The organism is Desulfobulbus oralis, assembly GCF_002952055.1.
Classification (GTDB): domain Bacteria; phylum Desulfobacterota; class Desulfobulbia; order Desulfobulbales; family Desulfobulbaceae; genus Desulfobulbus; species Desulfobulbus oralis.
In genome coordinates this window covers 2148288-2168046 of sequence record NZ_CP021255.1, presented here as the reverse complement: position 1 = coordinate 2168046, position 19759 = coordinate 2148288, and the positions used below count along the sequence as shown (strand labels likewise).

19 protein-coding genes and 1 pseudogene are annotated in these 19759 nt (G+C 59.5%); 16 read left to right on the top strand and 4 right to left on the bottom strand.

The window, feature by feature from the left end:
• The first annotated feature begins 196 nt into the window (after positions 1-196).
• Together pnp and CAY53_RS09645 are read left to right on the top strand one after the other, a co-directional pair.
• Positions 197-2284: a polyribonucleotide nucleotidyltransferase gene (gene pnp, locus CAY53_RS09650; protein ID WP_104937531.1), complete on the top strand. Its 2088-nt coding sequence runs from the start codon at positions 197-199 to the stop codon at positions 2282-2284.
• A gap of 243 nt (positions 2285-2527) precedes the next feature.
• Positions 2528-3889 carry a GGDEF domain-containing response regulator gene (locus CAY53_RS09645; RefSeq protein ID WP_181040262.1) on the top strand — a complete coding sequence of 454 codons (1362 nt, stop codon included), beginning with the start codon at positions 2528-2530 and terminating at the stop codon, positions 3887-3889.
• Here CAY53_RS09645 and CAY53_RS09640 read toward each other — a convergent pair.
• Genes CAY53_RS09640 through CAY53_RS09625 form a run of 4 tightly spaced genes read right to left on the bottom strand, consistent with a single transcriptional unit; the run spans position 3861 to position 8097 of the window.
• Positions 3861-4316 (bottom strand): CBS domain-containing protein, encoded by a 456-nt coding sequence (locus CAY53_RS09640; protein ID WP_104936927.1) that lies wholly within the window; start codon positions 4314-4316, stop codon positions 3861-3863. The two genes, CAY53_RS09645 and CAY53_RS09640, sit on opposite strands and share 29 nt — an antisense overlap.
• A complete protein-coding gene (locus CAY53_RS09635; RefSeq protein WP_104936926.1) occupies positions 4310-5935 on the bottom strand; it encodes an NAD(P)H-hydrate dehydratase in 1626 nt (541 codons plus the stop codon). Before CAY53_RS09635 ends, CAY53_RS09640 begins: the two co-directional genes overlap by 7 nt.
• Before the next feature lie 3 nt (positions 5936-5938).
• Entirely contained in the window at positions 5939-7330 is a 1392-nt protein-coding gene (locus CAY53_RS09630) for a cobyrinic acid a,c-diamide synthase CobB (RefSeq protein WP_104936925.1), read from the bottom strand.
• Positions 7327-8097 carry a lysophospholipid acyltransferase family protein gene (locus tag CAY53_RS09625; protein WP_181040261.1) on the bottom strand — a complete coding sequence of 257 codons (771 nt, stop codon included), beginning with the start codon at positions 8095-8097 and terminating at the stop codon, positions 7327-7329. The genes CAY53_RS09630 and CAY53_RS09625 overlap by 4 nt, the downstream gene beginning before the upstream one ends.
• 668 nt (positions 8098-8765) lie before the next feature.
• On the opposite strand from CAY53_RS09625, the gene CAY53_RS09620 reads away from it, so the two are divergent.
• From CAY53_RS09620 to CAY53_RS12740, 14 genes and pseudogenes are all read left to right on the top strand, one after another.
• Complete coding sequence (locus CAY53_RS09620; protein ID WP_219842661.1) at positions 8766-9191, top strand: MerR family transcriptional regulator; 426 nt, start codon at positions 8766-8768, stop codon at positions 9189-9191.
• 6 nt (positions 9192-9197) lie between these two features.
• Positions 9198-9377: pseudogene (locus CAY53_RS14140) on the top strand (hypothetical protein); the annotation flags it as partial.
• A 7-nt stretch (positions 9378-9384) separates the two neighbouring features.
• Positions 9385-11517, top strand: a complete 2133-nt coding sequence (locus CAY53_RS09610) for a VIT and vWA domain-containing protein (protein ID WP_104936922.1) — start codon at positions 9385-9387, stop codon at positions 11515-11517.
• 27 nt (positions 11518-11544) lie between these two features.
• Positions 11545-11943, top strand: a complete 399-nt coding sequence (locus CAY53_RS09605; RefSeq protein WP_104936921.1) for a YbjN domain-containing protein — start codon at positions 11545-11547, stop codon at positions 11941-11943.
• Positions 11944-12469: 526 nt separating this feature from the next.
• The gene (locus CAY53_RS09600) at positions 12470-12844 is read left to right on the top strand and encodes a hypothetical protein (RefSeq protein ID WP_146106483.1); all 375 of its coding nucleotides are present in this window, start codon (positions 12470-12472) and stop codon (positions 12842-12844) included.
• Between the two features lie 58 nt (positions 12845-12902).
• The gene (locus CAY53_RS13790; RefSeq protein WP_219842660.1) at positions 12903-13820 is read left to right on the top strand and encodes a tetratricopeptide repeat protein; all 918 of its coding nucleotides are present in this window, start codon (positions 12903-12905) and stop codon (positions 13818-13820) included.
• Between the two features lie 110 nt (positions 13821-13930).
• Complete coding sequence (locus tag CAY53_RS09590; protein ID WP_104937529.1) at positions 13931-14731, top strand: tetratricopeptide repeat protein; 801 nt, start codon at positions 13931-13933, stop codon at positions 14729-14731.
• Positions 14732-14841: 110 nt separating this feature from the next.
• On the top strand, positions 14842-15423 hold the full coding sequence (locus tag CAY53_RS09585; RefSeq protein WP_104936919.1) for a hypothetical protein: 582 nt from the start codon (positions 14842-14844) through the stop codon (positions 15421-15423).
• 49 nt (positions 15424-15472) lie between these two features.
• Positions 15473-15934, top strand: a complete 462-nt coding sequence (locus CAY53_RS09580; protein WP_146106482.1) for a hypothetical protein — start codon at positions 15473-15475, stop codon at positions 15932-15934.
• Positions 15935-15947: 13 nt separating this feature from the next.
• Entirely contained in the window at positions 15948-16259 is a 312-nt protein-coding gene (locus CAY53_RS12970; protein WP_104936918.1) for a hypothetical protein, read from the top strand.
• 267 nt (positions 16260-16526) lie between these two features.
• Complete coding sequence (locus CAY53_RS09570) at positions 16527-17129, top strand: outer membrane protein (RefSeq protein WP_104936917.1); 603 nt, start codon at positions 16527-16529, stop codon at positions 17127-17129.
• Between the two features lie 229 nt (positions 17130-17358).
• Positions 17359-17514 (top strand): hypothetical protein, encoded by a 156-nt coding sequence (locus CAY53_RS12965; protein ID WP_181040259.1) that lies wholly within the window; start codon positions 17359-17361, stop codon positions 17512-17514.
• A 50-nt stretch (positions 17515-17564) separates the two neighbouring features.
• Complete coding sequence (locus CAY53_RS09565; RefSeq protein WP_245874797.1) at positions 17565-19043, top strand: DUF805 domain-containing protein; 1479 nt, start codon at positions 17565-17567, stop codon at positions 19041-19043.
• Between the two features lie 215 nt (positions 19044-19258).
• Positions 19259-19723 carry a hypothetical protein gene (locus tag CAY53_RS12740; RefSeq protein ID WP_181040258.1) on the top strand — a complete coding sequence of 155 codons (465 nt, stop codon included), beginning with the start codon at positions 19259-19261 and terminating at the stop codon, positions 19721-19723.
• The last annotated feature ends 36 nt before the right edge of the window (positions 19724-19759 follow it).

Genomic DNA, 19759 nt, shown 5'->3' with positions numbered 1-19759 from the left:
GGAGGAGGGGTAAAACTCTTCCGCCTCTTTTTTGATGGCGCAGGCGCAGCCGGCACTGCTGCAAAGACACGAAGAAAGGCGGATGCCTGCTGCTTCCTTCTTTCTTTGTGGCTTGGCGTATGAGGCCGGCAGGCGCCCGGCGGCCATCGGGCAACAGGGCGCTGGCAGGGCCCAGCGTCAGGAGGACAAGAACAGCATGAAACAGACAGTATCAGCACAGATCGGCGATCAGAGCATCTCCTTCGAAACCGGCAAGATGGCCAGGCAGGCCAATGGCTCGGTGGTGGTTTCCTGTGGTGAAACCATGGTTCTGGTGACCGTGGTGGCGGAAAAGACCGGCAAGGACCTGGGCTTTCTGCCCCTGACCATCGAGTATCAGGAAAAGATGTACGCTGCCGGCCGCATTCCGGGCAGCTATTTTCGCCGGGAAATCGGCCGTCCGAGCGAGCGGGAGATTCTGACCTGCCGCCTGATTGACCGGCCGCTCCGGCCCCTTTTTCCCAAAGGCTACGCTTCGGAGACCCAGGTCATTGCCACGGTCTTTTCCGCTGATCCCCAGATCGAGCCGGACCTCCTGGCCATGAACGGCGCGTCCATGGCGCTCTGCCTCTCCGACATCCCCTTCGCCGGCCCGGTGGGCGCCGCGCGCGTGGCCCTGATCGACGGCCAGTATCTGCTGAATCCGACCCGGGCGCAGCAGGAAAAGGCGAGCATCAACCTGGTGGTGGCGGGCACGAAGAACGCGGTGGTCATGGTGGAAGGCAAGGCGCTGGAGGCCAGCGAGGCCGAAGTGCTGGAGGCCATCTTTTTCGCCCACGCAGGCATTCAACCGCTGATCGACGTGCAGATGCAGTGGCAGCAGCAGCTTGGCAAAAGCAAACGGCCGGTCAGCGCACCGGTGCTTGACGAGGCGCTGAAGGCCAAAGTGGAGGCCGCGGCCCAGCCGGGCATCGAAACCGTGTTGAACACGCCGGGCAAACTCGAGCGGGCCGATGCCTACAGCGCGCTTTGCCAGGACGTGCAGGCGCAGCTCGCCTCGGAGGGCGAGGAGGCGCAGGCGCAGATCGGCGGACTGCTGGATGCCTTTCTGAAGGGCCGGATGCGTGCCCAGATCCTGGAGCAGGGCCGCCGTCTGGACAATCGCTCCTTTACCGAAGTACGGCCCATTACCTGTGAGGTCGGCGTACTGCCCCGGGCCCATGGCTCGGCGCTGTTCACCCGCGGCGAAACCCAGGCTTTGGTCATCAGCACGCTTGGCAGCGAGCGGGACGAGCAGCATGTGGAAGGCCTGAGCGGCGATGTTTTCCGCCGTTTCATGCTCCACTACAATTTTCCGCCCTTCTGCGTGGGCGAGGTTCGCCCCCTGCGGGGGCCCAGCCGCCGCGACATCGGGCATGGCACCTTGGCCCGGCGCGGTGTGGAGCCGGTGCTGCCGGACGGCGACAGCTTTCCCTATACCCTCCGCGTGGTTTCCGAAATCCTGGAGTCCAACGGTTCCTCGTCCATGGCCACGGTCTGCGGCTCCAGTCTGGCGCTCATGGATGCGGGCGTGCCCATCAAGGCGCCGGTCGCAGGCGTGGCCATGGGCTTGATCAAGGAAGGCGAGCAGGTGGTGGTGCTCACCGACATCCTGGGCGATGAAGACCACCTGGGCGACATGGACTTCAAGGTCGTGGGCACCAGCGTGGGCATCACCGGCCTGCAGATGGACATCAAGATCGACGGCGTCGACCGCGCTGTCATGGGACGTGCCCTGAATCAGGCCAGGGACGGCCGGCTGCACATTCTGGGCAGGATGGCAGAGGCCATTGCCGCGCCGCGGGAGAGCATTTCCCGGCATGCGCCGCGTTTCCTCACCATGCACATTCATCCGGACAAGATTCGCGACATCATCGGCCCCGGGGGCAAGGTGATCCGCGAGATGACCACCGAGTTCGACTCCAAGATCGATGTGGAGGATGATGGCACGGTCAAGATTTTCAGTAACAACACCGAGTCCGCCAATGCGCTGGTGCAGCGCATCGAGGAGATGACCGCCATGCCGGAGATCGGGCGCGTGTATGAGGGAACGGTGCGCACCATCAAGGACTTCGGCGCCTTCGTGGAGATCCTGCCTGGAACCGACGGCATGGTGCACATCTCCGAGCTGAAGCACGAGCGGGTCAAGAAGGTGACCGACGTGGTGCGTGAAGGGGACAAGGTCAGGGTCAAGGTGGTCGACATTGACAACCACGGCCGCATCCGCCTGAGCCGCAAGGCCGCGCTTGGGCCGGGGGAGGAATAGCCGCCTCTGGCTGGGAAAAGCGGTCCCATCCCGCCGCCAGGATTCCGGCTTGTGGGCGCTCCCTGCGATTTTCTGCGAACCAGAACGTGTACCAGGGCCTGTTCAGCTCTGTCATCCAGAGAGAAAAGCCGGGGGCTCCTGCTCCCGGCTTTTTCGTGTTCCGGCTGCCATCAGCTTGAAATACAGTCCCTTTTGCATACAATGGCAGTAGCCATATTTTTCCATCACTGAATGAGCCGCAGCATGTCCTGTCCCCAGTCCGATCCACCCCGGCCGCTGATCCTTGTGGTCAGCGGGGAGCGAAGCCTGCATACCGTGTTACGCGGGTTTCTGGAAGGTGAGGGCTTCCTGATCATGGCGGCGGAGGACGGCGCTTCCGCCCTTGCCCTCCTGCAGCGGCAGGCGGTGGACATGGTGCTTCTGGACCTGCATCTGTCCGGCATGAGCGGGCGGGAGCTGTGCCTGACCATCAATCGGCAGATGGCCGAGCCGCCGCCGCTTCTGGTCATGATCGAAAGGTACCAGGATGTGGAGGCGCACCAGCTCCACGAGGCCGGGGTGGCGGATTATGTCCGCAAACCGCCGCATCTGCCGGTGCTGCTCCAGCGGATCCGTACTCTGCTCAGGGCGCAGCAGACCTGCCGTGCCCTGGGTCTGCTCACGCAGAAATACGAAATGATCCTGGATACGGTGGACAGCGGCATCTGCGGCGTCGACTGCCATGGCCTGATCGCCTACATGAACCAGGCGGGCCGGCATCTGCTCGGCTACACAACGGACGAGCTGCTGGGCCGGCACTGCCGGGAGATTTTCCATATTGCCCTGGCAGGCAGCGAGTCCTTTGAGGAAAACTGCTTTCCCTTTCTGGATTCAGACCAGGAGGATGCGCCGGCCCATTTCAACGAGGCGCGTATGGAGCGCCGGGACGGCAGCACCTTTCTGGCCGAGCTGCGCTCCGCACCGCTCATTCTGGACGGCCGCCTCACCGGCGGCGTGGCGGTGTTCCAGGATATCACCGAACGCCAGAAGGCGGAGCAGCTCATCCGCCACATGGCCAATCACGACGCCCTGACCAATCTGCCCAACCGCAACCATCTGCTGGCGCGCCTGCCCCAGGCCATTTGTCTGGCCCGGCGGCAGGAGCGGCCGCTTTTTCTGCTCTTTATCGATCTGGACCGCTTCAAGCCCGTGAACGACCTCCATGGCCATGCCGTGGGCGATGAAGTGCTGATTCAGGTGGGCAAACGGCTGAAAAGCGCTGTCCGCACCGCAGACTCGGTGTGCCGTCTGGGCGGGGATGAATTTGTGATCCTTCTGGAAAGCGCGTCCTCGCTCCACGGCGCCATCATGGTGGCCGAGCGGGCCATCGAGCTGCTGAACCAGCCGGTGGATGTGCACGGGCTCTGCTGTTCCATCGGTGCGAGCATCGGCATTGCCGCATATCCGGACAATGCCGCCACCGCAGACGAGCTGCTGCGTCATGCCGACCAGGCCATGTACGAGGCCAAGAAAATGGGCCGCAACTGCTGGCGTCTGTACGGCGACCAGGGCGGCGGGCGGAACGCCGCCAGGCCCTTCAGACCTGCTGCACCATTGCCCGAATGATATCGGTCTTGCCGATGACCCCCACGATCTGACCCTCAGCCACCACGGGCAGGGTGTGGACGCGCCTTTCCGCCATGATGGTGGCCACTTCCTCCATGGTTGCCTCGGGAGAGACGGTCACCGGGTTTCCGGTGCAGATGTCGCCCACCCGCGAACCTGCGATCTTCTGCATCTCATGCCGCATCTTGTCCGGACTGTCCAGAAAGAAAAAGGCATCCAGGATGGCGATGCTTCTGGGCAGTTGCACCCGCTTGCGGGTAAAGATCAGATCGTTTCGGGTGACGATCCCGATCAGTTTGCCCGCCCCATCCACAACCGGCGCACCACTGAAGTTTTTGCGCAGAAAGAGTTCGGCCAGCTCGCGTACATTCTGATCCGCCTGCACGGTGATGACTTCCCTGTTCATCAGGTCTTTCGCTGTCAGCATATCTGCTCCTCCCCAGAGTCAGGGCTTTGCCTTTTTTTGCGCCTGTCCGCGAACAAACGGGGCAGGGCTGCGGCCACTTCGCCCGCAGTGTAGCCGAAGGGCCGTTCTTTTGCCAGGAGGTCGGCTGCTGCCCCGTGCAGCCACACGCCCGCGCAGGCGGCCAGCCATGGCTCATGATGCTGGGCCAGGAGCCCGGCAATGACGCCGGCCAGCACGTCGCCCATGCCGCCGCTGGCCATGCCCGGATTGCCGCTGCTGTTGACGGCCCAAAGCCCGCCCGCCGCCTTGTTCGCCGCCACCACCGTGCCCGCGCCCTTGAGCAGGGCCACAATGGGCTGATGCGGACCGCAGAGGCTGCAGAGCCTCTGTGCCGAGGCGAGCCGGTCTCGCTGCAGTTCCGGCACGGGCAAGTCCAGCAGGCGGGCCATTTCTCCGGGATGCGGGCAGAGGATGCGCGGGCCGCCGGGAGCGGCGAGCGCCTCTCTGTCGGCAGCCAGGATATTGAGCGCGTCCGCGTCCACGACCATGGGCTCGGGTCGTTCCCGGTAGAGGGCCGTGACCAGCCCTGCGGTTTCCGGATGCCGGCCCAGGCCCGGGCCGATGAGCAGCGCCGCCTTGCCGGCACAGAGTCTGGCGACAGCGGCGAGATCCGCATGGGCCAGATGGTCGGAGGCGGCCAGTGGCTCGCTCATGGCCTCGGCCACGGCCGTGGCGAAAATGGGGAGCAGAGCGGCCGGCAGGGCGCAGCTCACCAGCCCGGCTCCGCTTGCCAGCGCGCCTTTGGCGGCCAGAATCGCGGCTCCGCTCTTGCCGGTGGAACCGGCCAGCACCAGCACGTGGCCATGACTGCCCTTGTGGCTGGTCCGGGCCCGAGGCGGCAAGCGGGCCAGCACCCGGCCGTCGAGCAGGCGGCCCGCCAGGTTGGCTGCCGCTGCCGCCTGCGACGGGATGCCGATGTCCGCCACCTCGAGGATGCCGATCCGGGGGCCGCCGTTGTGCAGATGCCCGGGCTTGGCCAGACCATAGGTGACGGTCAGATCCGCCTGGACGGCCTCGCCCAGAATGGCGCCGGTGTCGCTGTGCAGGCCGGAGGGCATGTCCGCCGCCACAATGGGGCAGGCGCTGGCCCGGGCCAGGTCCCGCATGGCGTGCAGCGCTGCGAGATAGCAGCCGCTGAGCGGCCTCGTCAGGCCAATGCCGAAGAGCGCGTCCACCACGCTGTGCAGGGGGCGGCTGGATGCCTCCTGCCAGTCTGTTGGCCATGCAGCGTTCGGATCGATCACCCTGCGCGCCACCTGCAGCCGCTCCAGGATGGCCCAGTTCCGGGCCGCGTCCGGCGGCAGTCTGGCGGGATCGCCCACCAGCAGTACAGAGGGCAAGGCGCCCCGGTCGGCAAGACAGCGGGCCATCACCAGTCCGTCGCCGCCGTTGTTGCCCGGCCCGGCAAAGATGATCACCCGCTTGCCGGCCGCCGGCCCGAAGTGCCGTTCCATGGCCGCCACCGTGGCCCGGCCCGCGTTCTCCATCAGCACCGCGCCTGGAATGCCGATTTCCTCGATGGTCTTTCTGTCCAGCGCCTGCATCTCGCCGGCAGAGGCCAGCAGATTCCCTGTGTCCATGATTCACCTGTCTGTCTTTTCTGCCGCATATCGGGCTGCGGCAGCCAGCATGCCTGCGGCCCATTCCGGGGTGGCGCTCGCCAGAACGTGGGTGTAGAGGGCCAGAACGTTTTTGTAAACCAGCCCGTCCCGGCCTGCATAAAAGCCGGTGCCCCGCTCCACCCGCATGCCGAGTGCGGCACTCCGGCCGCTCCAGTCCTGTACCGTGGAGTAACGGAATTCGTGGCCGCGGATGAGCTGGCCTGGCCTGTAAAAGGCGTTTTGGCCCTCGACCCGGAGCCTTGAATAGCCGTGGGCCTGCGGTTTTTTGCTGAGGGCAAAGCTGGCCGGAAACACGCCCGCCAGCGGATATTCCCTGCCGTCCAGCAAGAGCGATCTGCCCAGATAGATCAGCCCGCCGCATTCCGCATAGACGGGCAGCCCCGCATCTATCGCGGCCCGGAGCGAGGCGAGAAAGGCCGTGTTTTCCGCGAGCGCCTGGGCGCTGGTTTCCGGGAAACCGCCGCCGATGTACAGCGCATGCAGGCCGCTGGGCAGTGCGGGGGCTGTGAGCGCATTGATGGCCGCCAGCTCCGCCCCGCCGGCCCTGAGCGCTTCCAGATTCTCCTCGTAGTAGAACTGGAAGGCCGCATCCCTGAGCACGCCGATTTTCAGTCCGGCCGCTGCCCCGGGTACAGCGGCCGCGGCTGCGGCCGCCGGGGCCGTGGGCTGTGTGAGCGCCAGAATCGCATCGAGGTCGAAATGACGGGCCGCGAGCCCGCCCAGATGACTCACCGCCTGCTCCGCGCCTGCGTACTCCTGATGCGGAGTCACGCCCAGATGCCGCATGGGAAAGATGTCCCGGCCCAGCTTGGGAATGACCCCCAGAACCGGCATGTCGATACCTGCCAGGGCCTCGCGGATGACCTTTTCCTGCCGGGCGTTCGCCACCTGATTCAGCAGCACGCCCGCGAGCTTGAGCCGTGACTCGAAGTTCCGGCAGCCCAGGGCCAGCGCCGCCATGGTGCGGGTCGCCTTGGTGCAGTTCATCATCAGGAGCACCGGCAGGTGCAGGAGGATGGCCAGTTCGGCCGTGGAGGAGCTGCCCGCCGCGTCCACGCCGTCGAAAAGCCCCCGGTTGCCCTCGACAAGCGCCAGATCGGCGCCGGCCAGGTGCCCGTAAAAGGTGGCCTGCACCTGCTCCGGCCCGGCCAGATACGCGTCCAGATTGTAGCAGGGCCGGCCTGCCGCCTGCGCCAGCCAGCCGGCGTCGATGTAGTCCGGCCCTTTCTTGAAAGGCTGCACCTGAAGGCCGCGTGCCTTCAAGGCGGCCAGCAGCCCTACCGAGGCCACGGATTTGCCCGAGCCGCCGCTCAGACCGGCGATGACGAGTGCACGAGTGCTTTGCGTGTTCATATATGAAGCGTTTGTTGCCCGCTCGGTTGATTGTGCTGCCTGCCGCCTGCCACCGCATGGCGCCGACGGGCCCGGTTCCCGTCATGCGGCCCCTTGCCCAGCGCCTGCCAGGCCGCATGGTAGAGACGGTTCAGTTCGTCTTCCAGGTGTTGTCGCCAGGCCTCTGTCTCCGCAGCGGAGAGGTCCGGCGGCACAGGGATGGGCGGGCCGTGGTAGAGCACGATGCGGGAAAAGGGCAGGGGCAGGACCGTTCTGTCCCAACTGTGGAAAATGATGGCCCTGCTGGCAGCCCAGGCCACCGGAAAAATGGGACAGCCGGAGTGCGAGGCCATGAGGATGCAGCCGGCCTGCGCCCGCCTCGCCGGCCCCTGCGAGCCGTCGGCCACAATGCCTGCATTCAGGCCCCGGGCCAGCGCTGCCAGCATTTCCCGCAGCGCACGAAAACCCCGGCGGTGTGAGGAGCCGCGCACCGGCTGATGACCGAAGCACAGGGCCAGCCGGGCAATGTATTCGCCGTCCGTGCTGGCGCTCACCATGGTTGCCGCGTGCCGGCCCCGCAGATAGTAGAAGAGATAGAAAAAGCTGTAATGCCAGAAGCTGGCAATCATCTGGTCGCCGCGTTCCAGGCGCCCGTAAAATTCCTGCGCATCGCGGACCTCCAGCCTGCAGGTGCCGAACCAGAGCCGCATGAGCCTGGCCACGAGCGGCGGTAGAAGGGCCAGCGCGATCCTGCGGCCCAGCGCGCTGCATGCCAGGGATATGGACAAGGGCTTCTCCATTCGTTCAACTCCAAAAGCGGCGCTGCATGTGCGGCCCGTACCCTGCACGGATGGCAGATCTCGCCCCCCTTTATGATCACTGCATGCAATGCGGTCCTGGCTTCTTCAGACCTGTATCTCTGCCTGGAGATGAACCTGCCTGCAGGCTGCTGCAAGCGGTTCACACAATTTGTCAAGCACCCGGCTCATGCTGTGCGTCGCTGAGGGGACGAAACAGGGTGGATTCGCAAAAAAATCCATTAAAACCAAGGAGATTCGGGCCGGGGCGCATTGTAGCACAATTTCGGGCCAAATGCTTAGACTTTTCCGGTGCCAGCCAGCCTCCCACAGCCCGGGCAGGATCGGGTCTCCCAGGCCCCAAACCCGGCTCTGCCGGTCGCCATCGGTGGCTGCTCTGCGCGATCAATAATCGCGCAGGCGCTACTGTGCCATACCGGAGCGGAGCCCATGTCGCCAGGATGCCGGGCGCTGCTGGCAAAAACTTGTGGGAGCATACCCGCGGCGCTGATGGTATCTTGTGTTTTCATGGGGCACACTGCATTGGCAGAGTGATTGGCCTTGCTGTCAGAATGACGTAACTGACATGGTCAAGTCCGGTTTCCAGAAAAATACATGACACTTTATCTTGACAGTTTTAGTGTTAAAAAGGTATGCACATGACATCAAGGATGCTTTCTTTGGACGAGCTGTGCCGGCTGACCGGTTTCAGCAAACGCACGGTTCGCTACTACATCCAGCTTGGCCTGGTTTCCCGGCCCATAGGGGAAGCCAGGGCGGCCAAGTACAGCAGGGAGCATCTGGGCCAGTTGCTCAGGATCCGGGAGCTGTCCACGGCCGGGGTATCCCTGGAGTGTATCCGCGAGGTGCTGGCGGGCGCGGAGGCGCCCGTTCCGCCGCGGCAACGCCAGCCGGGAGATGTGGAGGTTCGCAGTCACATCCACATCGCACCGGGGATCGAGCTGCAGATTGCCCCCGAGGAAGCGGGGATAAGTCCTGAGCGACTACGGCTGTTCATCAAAGAAATTATGAGAGTGGTTGACAACATGCCGGATGAAACGGGGAATACCACCCACAATGAATAGCAACCCATGAACAGCCCGGGAGGATCGGATATGGTCCAGGAAGCCTGTATGGTCAGCACAGGCGGAAGGCGCATCGCCCTGAAATCGGTGCATATCGAAGGGCGGGTCGACGGACTGCTGGCAAGCATGGCGATGACCCAGCGCTACTGCAACGACAGCGCCAGGAATCTGGAAATCGTCTACACCTTTCCGCTTGCGGGGCGCCATATTTGTCGGCATGGACGTTGTCATGGCCGGCCGGCGGCTGCGGGCCCTTGTCCTGGAACGAACGGAGGCCCGGCAGGAGTACGAGAGGGGCATCGAGAGCGGCGATGCGCCTATCCTGGTGGAGCGGAGCGCTCCGGGCCTGTATACGGCCAATCTGGGGAATATCGAACACGGCAAAGACGTGGACGTGACACTGCGCTACGTCCAGTTGCTGTCCTGCGAACAGGGCGGGTTCCGCCTGACCATCCCCTGCACCATAGCGCCCCGCTACGGCGACCGGCATCTGGCGGGCGGTCTGGCGCCGCACGAAAACGCGGATGCGGACATACTGAGCAGATATCCCCTGACCCTGCGGCTCCTCCTGTGCGGAACGCTTGCCGGGGCCACGGTGCACTGCCCGAGTCACCCCTGCCAGGTCGGGAATACGGCGGAAGGCACAGTCGTCACCCTGGCTCCCGGAGCCATGCCGGATCGCGACTGCATCTTCACCATCAGTGCCCCGGGGCGGCCATCCTTTGCCCTGACCGGACCGGATCTGGACGGCCGGCACCTGATTCTGGCCGGCTTCCGGCCCGTCTTTCCCGCTGCCCTCTCCAAACCCCTGTGCCTGAAGATTCTGGCCGACTGCTCCGGCTCCATGGCCGGAGACAGTATCGGCAGTCTGAAAAGGGGATTGACCGGCCTGCTGGCGATGCTGGAGAACGGAGACCACGTTTCCTACAGCCGTTTCGGCAGCAAGGTGCGGCTCGAAACTCCCGGCTTTCTGCGCTGGTCTTTGGAGTCCGGAGATGTCCGGGAAAGACTGGCCGACGCCTTTGCCCGAACCGAAGCGGATATGGGCGGCACGGAGATGGAGCGCGCCCTGCTTGCGACTTTCAACGATATTCGCCTGCCGAAGGACGCGCCGCATGCGCCCTGTGTTCTGCTCATCACCGACGGAGCCGTCTGGGATGTGGATGCCGTTGTCCATGCGGCCCGCAGTTCGGGAGAACGCATCTTCGCCATCGGCGTGGGCAGCGCTCCGGCGGAAAGTCTGCTCAGGCAACTGGCCCTGCAAACGGGTGGCGCGTGTGCCTTCGTTTCTCCCAACGAGGATATTTTTCCGCCGCTGCGGAACATGGTGGACAGGATGCGCGGGCCGGAGACCGATTCCCTGCGGGTCGAATGGGGGCGTACACCGGCCTGGCAATCCGCCCTGCCCCTGCGTCTGTACAGCGGAGATACCGTGCATGTGTTCGCCTCGTTCACCGGATCGGCTGCATCCCGGACCGCACCGATCCTGCGCTGGCGCGGAGACGGCAAGGAGTGCGATCTTTCGGCCGGAATTCCGGACCTGATCGAAAGTGATGCCATTGCCCGTCTGGCCGGAGCCGCGCGCCTGGAAGCAGCCGCGACCCCGGAAGAAGCCCGTTCCCTGGCGCTCCGTTACCAACTGCTCAGTCAACATACCGCCCTGTTCCTGATCCACGAGCAGGAAGGAGAAAAGGGTATGGACTTTCCCGCGCTGCACCAGGTCCCCCAGATGATGGCCGCCGGTCACGGCGGCTTCGGTTCCGTGCGCGATCGACGCTGCTATGCGGTAGTGGAGGATCTCGGAGTCCCTGGCGGCCCGTCGGCCAGAGGTCTGGGCGCCGGTCCCTATGTACCTCCCGTCGACGCCGATGAAACCACTGCCTTCATCAAAGAGGCGGCGGCCTGCCTCGCTTCCTCCCGACCGGCCCTGTCACCGCTGGGCCTCCTGCGGGATTTCGAGGCCAGGGCCGCGGACGGCGTGCACGGCCTGAGCCAGATGGCAAGGGTCTTCGATGCACTGCGGCTAAACGGGCCGGAGCGTGTTTTTGCCGCCATCAGCGCCTGGGTGCACATGGGTGAAGATGCGGTCGGCGTATTGTTTCTGGACTGGCTGCGGCAACGCCTGGCCGATACCTACACCATGCCGGAGCAGACGCTTCTTGCGCTGCAAAATCTCCTGGCCTGGCTCGGCTGTATGGCCAGGGCGCGCGCGGAAAGAGTCGCGCGCGCCAACGCGCTCTTTGCCCGAATCTTCGCCGGTATCGGCCCGGACACCTGGGGAGGGCAGGAGAAAGGAGCAGGAGCGGAGGACAAAGCAGGCAAGTGATGCGGCCTGTTTTTCCAGCAAAATTGATTGGCCATATCCCAACTCGAGGAGAAGAGCTATGAAGTGCTTTGTCTTTTTTATTTTTTTGGTGCTTTTTATGGCTCGGAGGCCTTTGCCGAGACAAGGCTTGTCACGGCCGCCGACCCCGAGGCTATCCTGGAGGTGGCCAAAGGATATGGCAGGGCCAGTCTGGGCAAGGACTCCCAGGGTGACCCTCATATTGAGGGAAAGATGGGAGGGCTTCTATACCAAATTGTTTTTCATTATTGCACACAAGGTGCCAACTGCAAGAGTATACAGTTTTTTGCTGGATGGAGAAAGACTCAGAAAGAGGTTCCGTTGGATGTAATCAATAAATGGAACAGTGAACGGCTTTTTGCTTATGGATGTATTTTTTCCGTATGGAATGACGGAGGAGTTGCTTGATTCGTATTTTTCTGTATGGGAGATTTTGATGAAGGAGTTTCATGCTACAGTAATGGAGAAATTCTCATAAAGATATCGGAAACAATAGAGAATATCGTTTTTGGTCTAGGTTGACATTTTTTATATTTCAATGTCATTGTCAATGATTTTCAGTGTAACGATATGCTTTATTTGCAATGATGTCATTTGTACTTCCTGGAATGGATTTGAAAATATTCTTTACTCCATTGAATTTAGCGAGAAGATAATCGGTAAATATGAACTTGGTGGTATAATATCTTGTCGCCATTTATGCATGGCATGAACCAGTACCCACGAGTGTATGGCCGGAAAGATATCTGCGCCAGGCCAGAGCGTGCAAAGTATAACCTATCTCTTTTCACAACACAGGGAGGAAATGATGCAAGGAAATGGTGTAAAGCATGGATCGGGAAAAAGAGCAGAAAGGATGGATTCAGTGAGTTCAAGGTGCAGATGCGCTATCCTGCAGAAGCTGCAAACAGCCACAGGGATACGGCAGGTGCTTGTGCCCGGGCTGCTGCTGGGGCTTTCGCTTCTGATCCCCGCCCTTGCCGGGGCGGAAGAACGGCTGCCGCTGACCATCAGCTCCCACGGCAAGAGCTACACCATTGCCGCATTCACCCTGGGAACGAACGAAAAGGGCAGCACAACCATTACCATTTCCGGTTCGGGTTTTAACACCATGCCCCTGCGAAACGGGCAGATAGTCGTGCCGGTCCTCTGTTCGTTCACCACCGGCGGAGAGGAATACGGGTGGGAACAGGTCCAGGGTGGCGACGGTTCCCTCACCTTTGTCTTCGACACTGCAAAAAAGCCTGAAACAATCAGCTTTTATGCGGAAGATAAACAGGAAAAGAAATACGAATTCAAAGCCAGGTGATACGGACTGCTTGTTTGGCAAAGCCGGTTGGCGCTATTCCAACTCAGGGAGGAAAGATATGAAACGCTTTGTCCTGTTGCTCTCATTGCTTGGCGCTGCCCTCATGCTTGCCGGCTGCGTCAGCTGGTACACGTCTGCAACCATTATTCCCTACACCGGTGATGTGCCGGCGGAAAAACTCTGCACGCTCAACATCGAAGAAGCCATAACCGTACAGACGCTGGACGGACATCCCGTCACGTGGGCAAGGAAGAAATCCGACGACTGGGTGCAGGTACGTGTTCCGGCGGGCACGCATACCTTTGTCTTCGATTACCGCCACACATCGCTTCAAGGCGCGGGGGAGTATCCCACTAGAACGGTGTGGTCAAAAAAACCTCTGATGTTCACATATAATTTTCTGGCTGGCCGTGAATATTCGATCCTTGCCCGTGATGAGCCCGGCGTTGATATCGGCGTTTTTATCAAGGATGCCACCGGCCAACCCCATCTGGGGGTGACGAACTTTATGCCGCTCACCGGCGGGTGGGAGAAAGTCCCTGTCTATATAACGGAGGATGTCTCTGGGGGAGAAGACAGGGCGGCCGCCCTGCGCGGCGCGGCGGAAAAAGGCGATGCCCAGGCCCAGTTGAATTTGGGGCTGATGTACTACAAGGGCGATGGCGTGGCCAAAGACGACAAGGAGGCGGCCGCCTGGTTCCGCAGGGCCGCGGACCAGGGCCATGCCGGTGCCCAGAACAATCTGGGGGTGATGTACCGCGAAGGCAAAGGTGTGGTCAAAGACGACAAGGAGGCAGTCGCCTGGTTCCGCAGGGCCGCGGATCAGGACATTGCCCAGGCCCAGTTCAATCTGGGGCTGATGTACTACAACGGCGATGGCGTGGCCAAAGACGACAAGGAGGCGGCCGCCTGGTACCGCAGGGCCGCGGACCAGGGCCATGCCGGTGCCAGGGCCGCCCTGCAGAAGCTGCAGTAGGCGCGAATTTTCCCGGACAGGGCGCGCCGGTGGATCCGGCATGTTCCGCCAGCAGGGCTGCGGCGGGCACGCGGGCCGTGGCCCGTATTTTTCACACACAGGAGGATGACATGAGGTTGTGGTCGAGGTTGGGCTTTACCGTGGCGGCCGTGCTGCTGGTCTTCGCGGCTGCGGCCTGGGCAGGGGAAGACATGGCCGCGCTGCGTGCCAGGGCGGAGCAGGGCGATGCCCAGGCCCAGTTCAATTTGGGCGAGATGTACCGCACAGGTGAAGGCGTGGCTCAGGATTACAAGGAGGCGGCCGCCTGGTATCGCAAAGCCGCGGAGCAGGGCGATGCCCAGGCCCAGTTGAATCTGGGGCTGATGTACTACGAAGGCGCAGGCGTGGTCAAAGACAAGCAGGAGGCAATGGCCTGGGTTCGCAAAGCCGCGGAGCAGGGCGATGCCCAGGCCCAGTACAGTCTGGGGCTGATGTACAGCAAAGGCGAAGGTGTGGCCCAGGATTACAAGGAGGCGGCCGCCTGGTATCGCAAAGCCGCGGAGCAGGGCCATGCCCAGGCCCAGTTCATTCTGGGACTGATGTACGACAGTGGTGAGGGGGTGGCCCAGGATCACAAGCAGGCGGCGGCCTGGTGGCGCAGGGCCGCGGAGCAGGGCTTTGCCATGGCCCAGTTCAATCTGGGCAATAGCTACTACGAAGGCAAAGGCGTGGCCAAAGACGACAAGGAGGCAATGGCCTGGTTCCGCAAAGCCGCGGAGCAGGGCTTTGCCAAGGCCCAGTTCAATCTGGGGCTGATGTACCTCAACGGCGATGGCGTGGCTAAAGACAAGAAGGAGGCGGCCGCCTGGTTCCGCAAAGCCGCGGACCAGGGCCATGCCGATGCCAGGGCCGCCCTGCAGAAGCTGCAGTAGGCGCGAATTTTCCCGGACAGGGCGCGCCGGCGGATCCGGCATGTTCCGCCAGCGGAGCTGCGGCGGGCACGCGGGCCGTGGCCCGTATTTTTCACACACAGGAGGATGACATGAAGTTGTGGTCGAGGTTGGGCTTTACCGTGGCGGCCGTGCTGCTGGTCTTCGCGGCTGCGGCCCTTGCGGCGGCTGAGACGCCGGTCTTCTCCTCCGAACAGGAATATTCGGGAGAGATACCTTTCGAGAACTCGAAAAATGTGACGCTGAAGATGACTCTGTCAGCCGATTTGAAGCGAGTTACAAAAATCGCGATCTCCGGAAAGGAAATAGAACTCACGCCGGCCCATTTTGACAGGCAGCGCAAGGCGCCGGGCAGGGAAAGTATTTTCAAGTATTCGGAGCGATCGGAAATGCAAACGAATTTCGCCATCACTACGGTTAATGGCTATAACGTGATTGCAACGGATGCATCGGGACGCAGCAAGATTGAAAACCTGCAATTCAAAGGGGGAATCGAAACTACGGAGCCCATTGACGTCGCCGGCAACAAAATCGTTTTGGACGAAAGACCGTTTATCTGCAACCTGAGCGTCACGAAAGCCGAGATACACGGACAGGTGAAACTGGAATTGAACGGATGCGGGACAAAATCGGTGTATGCCGTGCTCAAGAACACCACCACGCCGCAGGACTGAGGACTATTCATCCAAACAAATCCAAATGAAATCAAAAAGGAAAAGGAAAATGAAAAGAAAAATGATGATGGTGATGTTGCCGATCATATTGGCGGCATCCGTCGGCCTTTACGGCCAGACCTTCGGGAGCAGTAAGAATAGGCCACCGCAAAAAGAAATGTTTCAAGTAAAGGTTAATTATCTGGAAGGGGAGAAAAATATCCCGAACGCGGATGTTTACTTCCTCTATTACGACGAAGCGGCATCGGCCTTGGTCGAGAAAAGGGCCAATACCGGCAACGGGAAGACCGTGAATTTTCGGGTGCCGCTAATGAGCGACGGGGCATCTTATGCCTTTGTCGTTTTATTTTCGAAGGAAGATGTGGCAGAGGCCAAAAAACTTGAACAAGCGGACAATCTGAGGATGTTTCGCCGTCCGCCCGGAGAAAACTGCGAATACCTCGAACTGCGTATTTGGAAAAATGGCAACGGCACCAACGAAGGCTGTGCCATACAGATAGAAATCAAATGAACATGTCAATCATATGAGTACAATAGAAAGACTTAGCCCGCAGGATTTCAGACGAGAATTCAATCCGGACTTGTTCTTCAGATGGAAAAACGCATACAACCGTGCGTATATTCATGGCATGGTAAACTTTGCAGTCGTCATGGCAGCGCCCCTCATAATTTATCCGCTAGCACTTCTCGGCCTTATACTTTGGTTTATTATTTCCATTACATGCATTGTACTGATGGTGAGGAAAAACAAAAAAGTTGACGTGCTCAATGCAGAGCTCGGAATCAACAAACAGGATATTGTCGAAGCAATCAGAAGATGCAAGAAAAGGGCATAAATCCCCAGCCGGGAACACGCAAAAGTGCCGGCGGATCCGGCATGTTCCGCCAGCAGGGCTGCGGCGGACACGCGGGCCGAGGCCCGTATTTCGACACAGGGAGGAGGGACGGCAAGACCATGGAACGTCAGCCGCCCGGAACGAAGAACCGTCAATCGTCCGCATGAAAGAGGAGGTGCGCCATGTAACGAAGAACAATGTCTGTCCACATCGTTTTACAAAGCTTTGTACAAGGCAATCACGAATTCTTTCCAGGAGAAACTGAAAATGAAGAAACATCTTGTTCTGCTTGTCGCTCTTGCCACATTTCTGCCGCTCTCTTCCTTTGCCGCCGATGCCGAGGGACTCTATGTCGGCGGCAACCTGGGCATGGCCATACTCAATGATGCTGACACTACTACAGATTCAGGTGTAGCAGTGAATATCGATTCCGACCTTGGTCTGGCGCTCGGGGCGGCGGTGGGCTATGCCTTCGAGAACATCCGGGTCGAGGGAGAGCTGGCCTGGCAGAAAAACGATTTCGATAAAGGCAAAGCTATGGGGCAGGAGGTGGATTTAAATGGCGATAGCTCCAGCCTTGCCTTCCTGTTCAACGGCTACTACGACTTCAAGAACTCCAGCGCCTTCACCCCCTTTGTCACCGCTGGCATCGGCATGGCCAGGGTCGAGGTCAACGACGTGGAAGTACCGGGTTCGGGCATACCTGCTGCCAGTGACCATGATACGGTCTTTGCCTTTCAGCTCGGCTTTGGCGTGAGCTATGCCGTCAGCGACAGGATCAGCCTCGATGTCAAGTACCGCTATTTCGACACACGAGAAGACGAATATTTCAGCCACAACATCTATGCCGGCATACGGGTCTTCTTCTGAGCGTTCCGGCCGCCACGCCAGAGACAGACGCGATCTTCTGTCTCTGGTTGCGGAGCGAGGCGGCAAAGCCGGCTTTTCCCCGACCGGGAACTGAAGCGGTCGCGGGTGTGCCGCCCTGAGCCTTTTACCCTCCGGGCCGTGTTCCGTCAAAGCGCGGCTGGCGGACGGCTACCCGGCGGCACGGGCTGGCCGGCTTTTTCTGAAGGAGCAGTACAATGAAGGATGAACGATGCAATCCGCGACGAAACTTTCGGCGCCGGTCCTTGCTCTGCCGCTGGTGTTCGTGGCGCTTGCAGCAAAGACGGCGGCTATGACGGCCAAAACCGGAACCGCTCCTGACTTGACCAATGGGGTATTTACGGGCGGCAGCCTGGAGGGTGGCTGATCCGCGCGCCCTCCCAGACGCTCGCGGTCTTACTGAAACAGAGGGAAAACATGAAATGGTTTATCAAGGCATTCCGGCAGTATGCCGATTTCAGCGGCCGGGCAGGCCGGCGAGAGCTTTGGATGTTTGTCCTGTTCAACCTGCTGTTTGCACTGGCATGGGGCTTTGCCGCCGGACTGCTGTCGGGGCTGTTCGGCTATTCATTCAGTCAGGGAAGCGACAGACTGTTGGCGATTTACTACAGCGCAACGGCTGTTCCCGCAATGGCGCTCGGCGTTCGCCGTCTGCACGACACGGGGCGCAGCGGCTGGTGGCTGCTCGTCAGTCTCGTTCCGTTGGTGGGCGGCATCTGGTTCATCGTACTGATGTGCCTGGATGGCAGTGCGGGCGGCAACCGCTACGGCAGTCGTCCCGACGGCACCACGGGGAATGTACCGAAACCCGGCTTGCGGCAAAAGGCATTGATGTGGCTGACGGCATTCGCTGTTTTCGGCATCCATCTGTGTTTGTTCAACCTTAGCCATGTATTCATTAACCCATATTATGACGCTACGGATCGACTACACATACTGCTGCCTTTTTCGGGTAAATTTTTAATCTTCGTCTCTTTTATCGTTATGGGAATCGCCTTCCTGCAGAAGAAGGACTACTCCCGCACGGTGGGCGGATGGATAATTGCCGCGTATGCTCTCCAGCTCATCTTAGAAATCCGGTGGACTACGCAAATGGCAGATTTCCACATCAATGCGAGGTTTATCCTGTATATTGCCGGAATTATTGCTTACCTCCTTTACGGCGGATTACTGCTGGCAAGAAAATGGCGTTTGCCATTGACAGATTATGTGCTGATGGCGGCAAGTGCTTGCAGCATTATCCTGCTTCTTTGGAACATGTGGCGATTTATCAGTTTCGGAAAAATGAATACCCATTATTTTGTTAATCAACTCCGCATCATCGTGCCGCTGTCGCTGTTTGCATACGCCATTGCAAACCGCCTGACAGTGGAACAAAAAACACAAACAGAACCGCTGGACATTCGCAATTTGAATGCACCGCCTGCCAGTCAATTGTTTGAAGACAAATCTGATGAAGGGGCAAAGTCTTTCCTTGGTGGTTTATCCTCTGCGGAAAGAGTGCGTGTCAGCGGCTTGAATCCTATTCTCTATCACGCTGTCATTAAAGAAAAAAAGGGTGAGGAGACGCCAGACATTATAATGGAAGATCAAAGTGCTTTGAGTTTGATTCGCCGTTTACGCATTGACGAACTTGAACAATTATTGGCATCAGTTGAAGCAGCACAGGAAGGCGATAGGACTGCGTCTTCAAACATGTCGAGGGCCGCAACCTGCTATAAGAAAGCCGCTGACATCAACCCATACAACGATACTGCTCTTATGAGTTATGGCTGTGCATTAGCGAATCAAGGCAATTTGCGTGAGGGTGTTAAATGGGTTGAAAAGGCTGTCAAGGTAAATCCCGCAAATGAACGAGCAAAACGTAACTTGCAGGGGATAAAAAGAAATTTGTAAGATTATCGGCCAGTTGAACCAGTCATCCAGACAGGGCATAATGGCGGATAGGCTATCTAATTTTGTTGAGGAGGATAGACTCACATTGCAAGTGCGCCATCAGGGGAGGCGCAGACAGTTAAAAGGCCAGGGCGGGATTCTGGTCGAGTTGGCAATATTCATACGGCATCTGACTGACTTTGTCGTTAAATTTATGCTAAATGGAGGAAATGGGTATGCTGTTAACAGTGAAGAGTAAAAATAAAAAAGAAAGCAGTCATGTAAAAGGACGAAAAAATAAAATTTTTTTAATAATTTTATCCTTATTATTTTTGACTGCCCATGTTTATGCCGAATCAACCAATCAAGCTAACTCTATCTTTTCAGTTGGAGACACTCAATTTAAAATATTAAATGTTTATGTAGGTAAAGGGTTAAATCGTGGCGGCATGATTTTAGCCCCAACAGGAATGACTGATGAACAAGCATGCCTGATTATTGAAGTAGAAGAGATTGCTGGTAGTATTCCAAAAATTATAAAAGGAGTAACCGATGAAAAAAACGTTATGTTTGACAACAAAGCATGTGTTTCTTTAAACAATATTTCACAATGCGCTATCGCCGTTAATAAGTCCTCGCATTCATTTACCTTGAATTTTTCTAACGGCAAGAGCATTAATTTATCGTCGTTTATAAAGTAGTTTTTACCAAGCAAAACAGCCGATCGCATGGTTCAC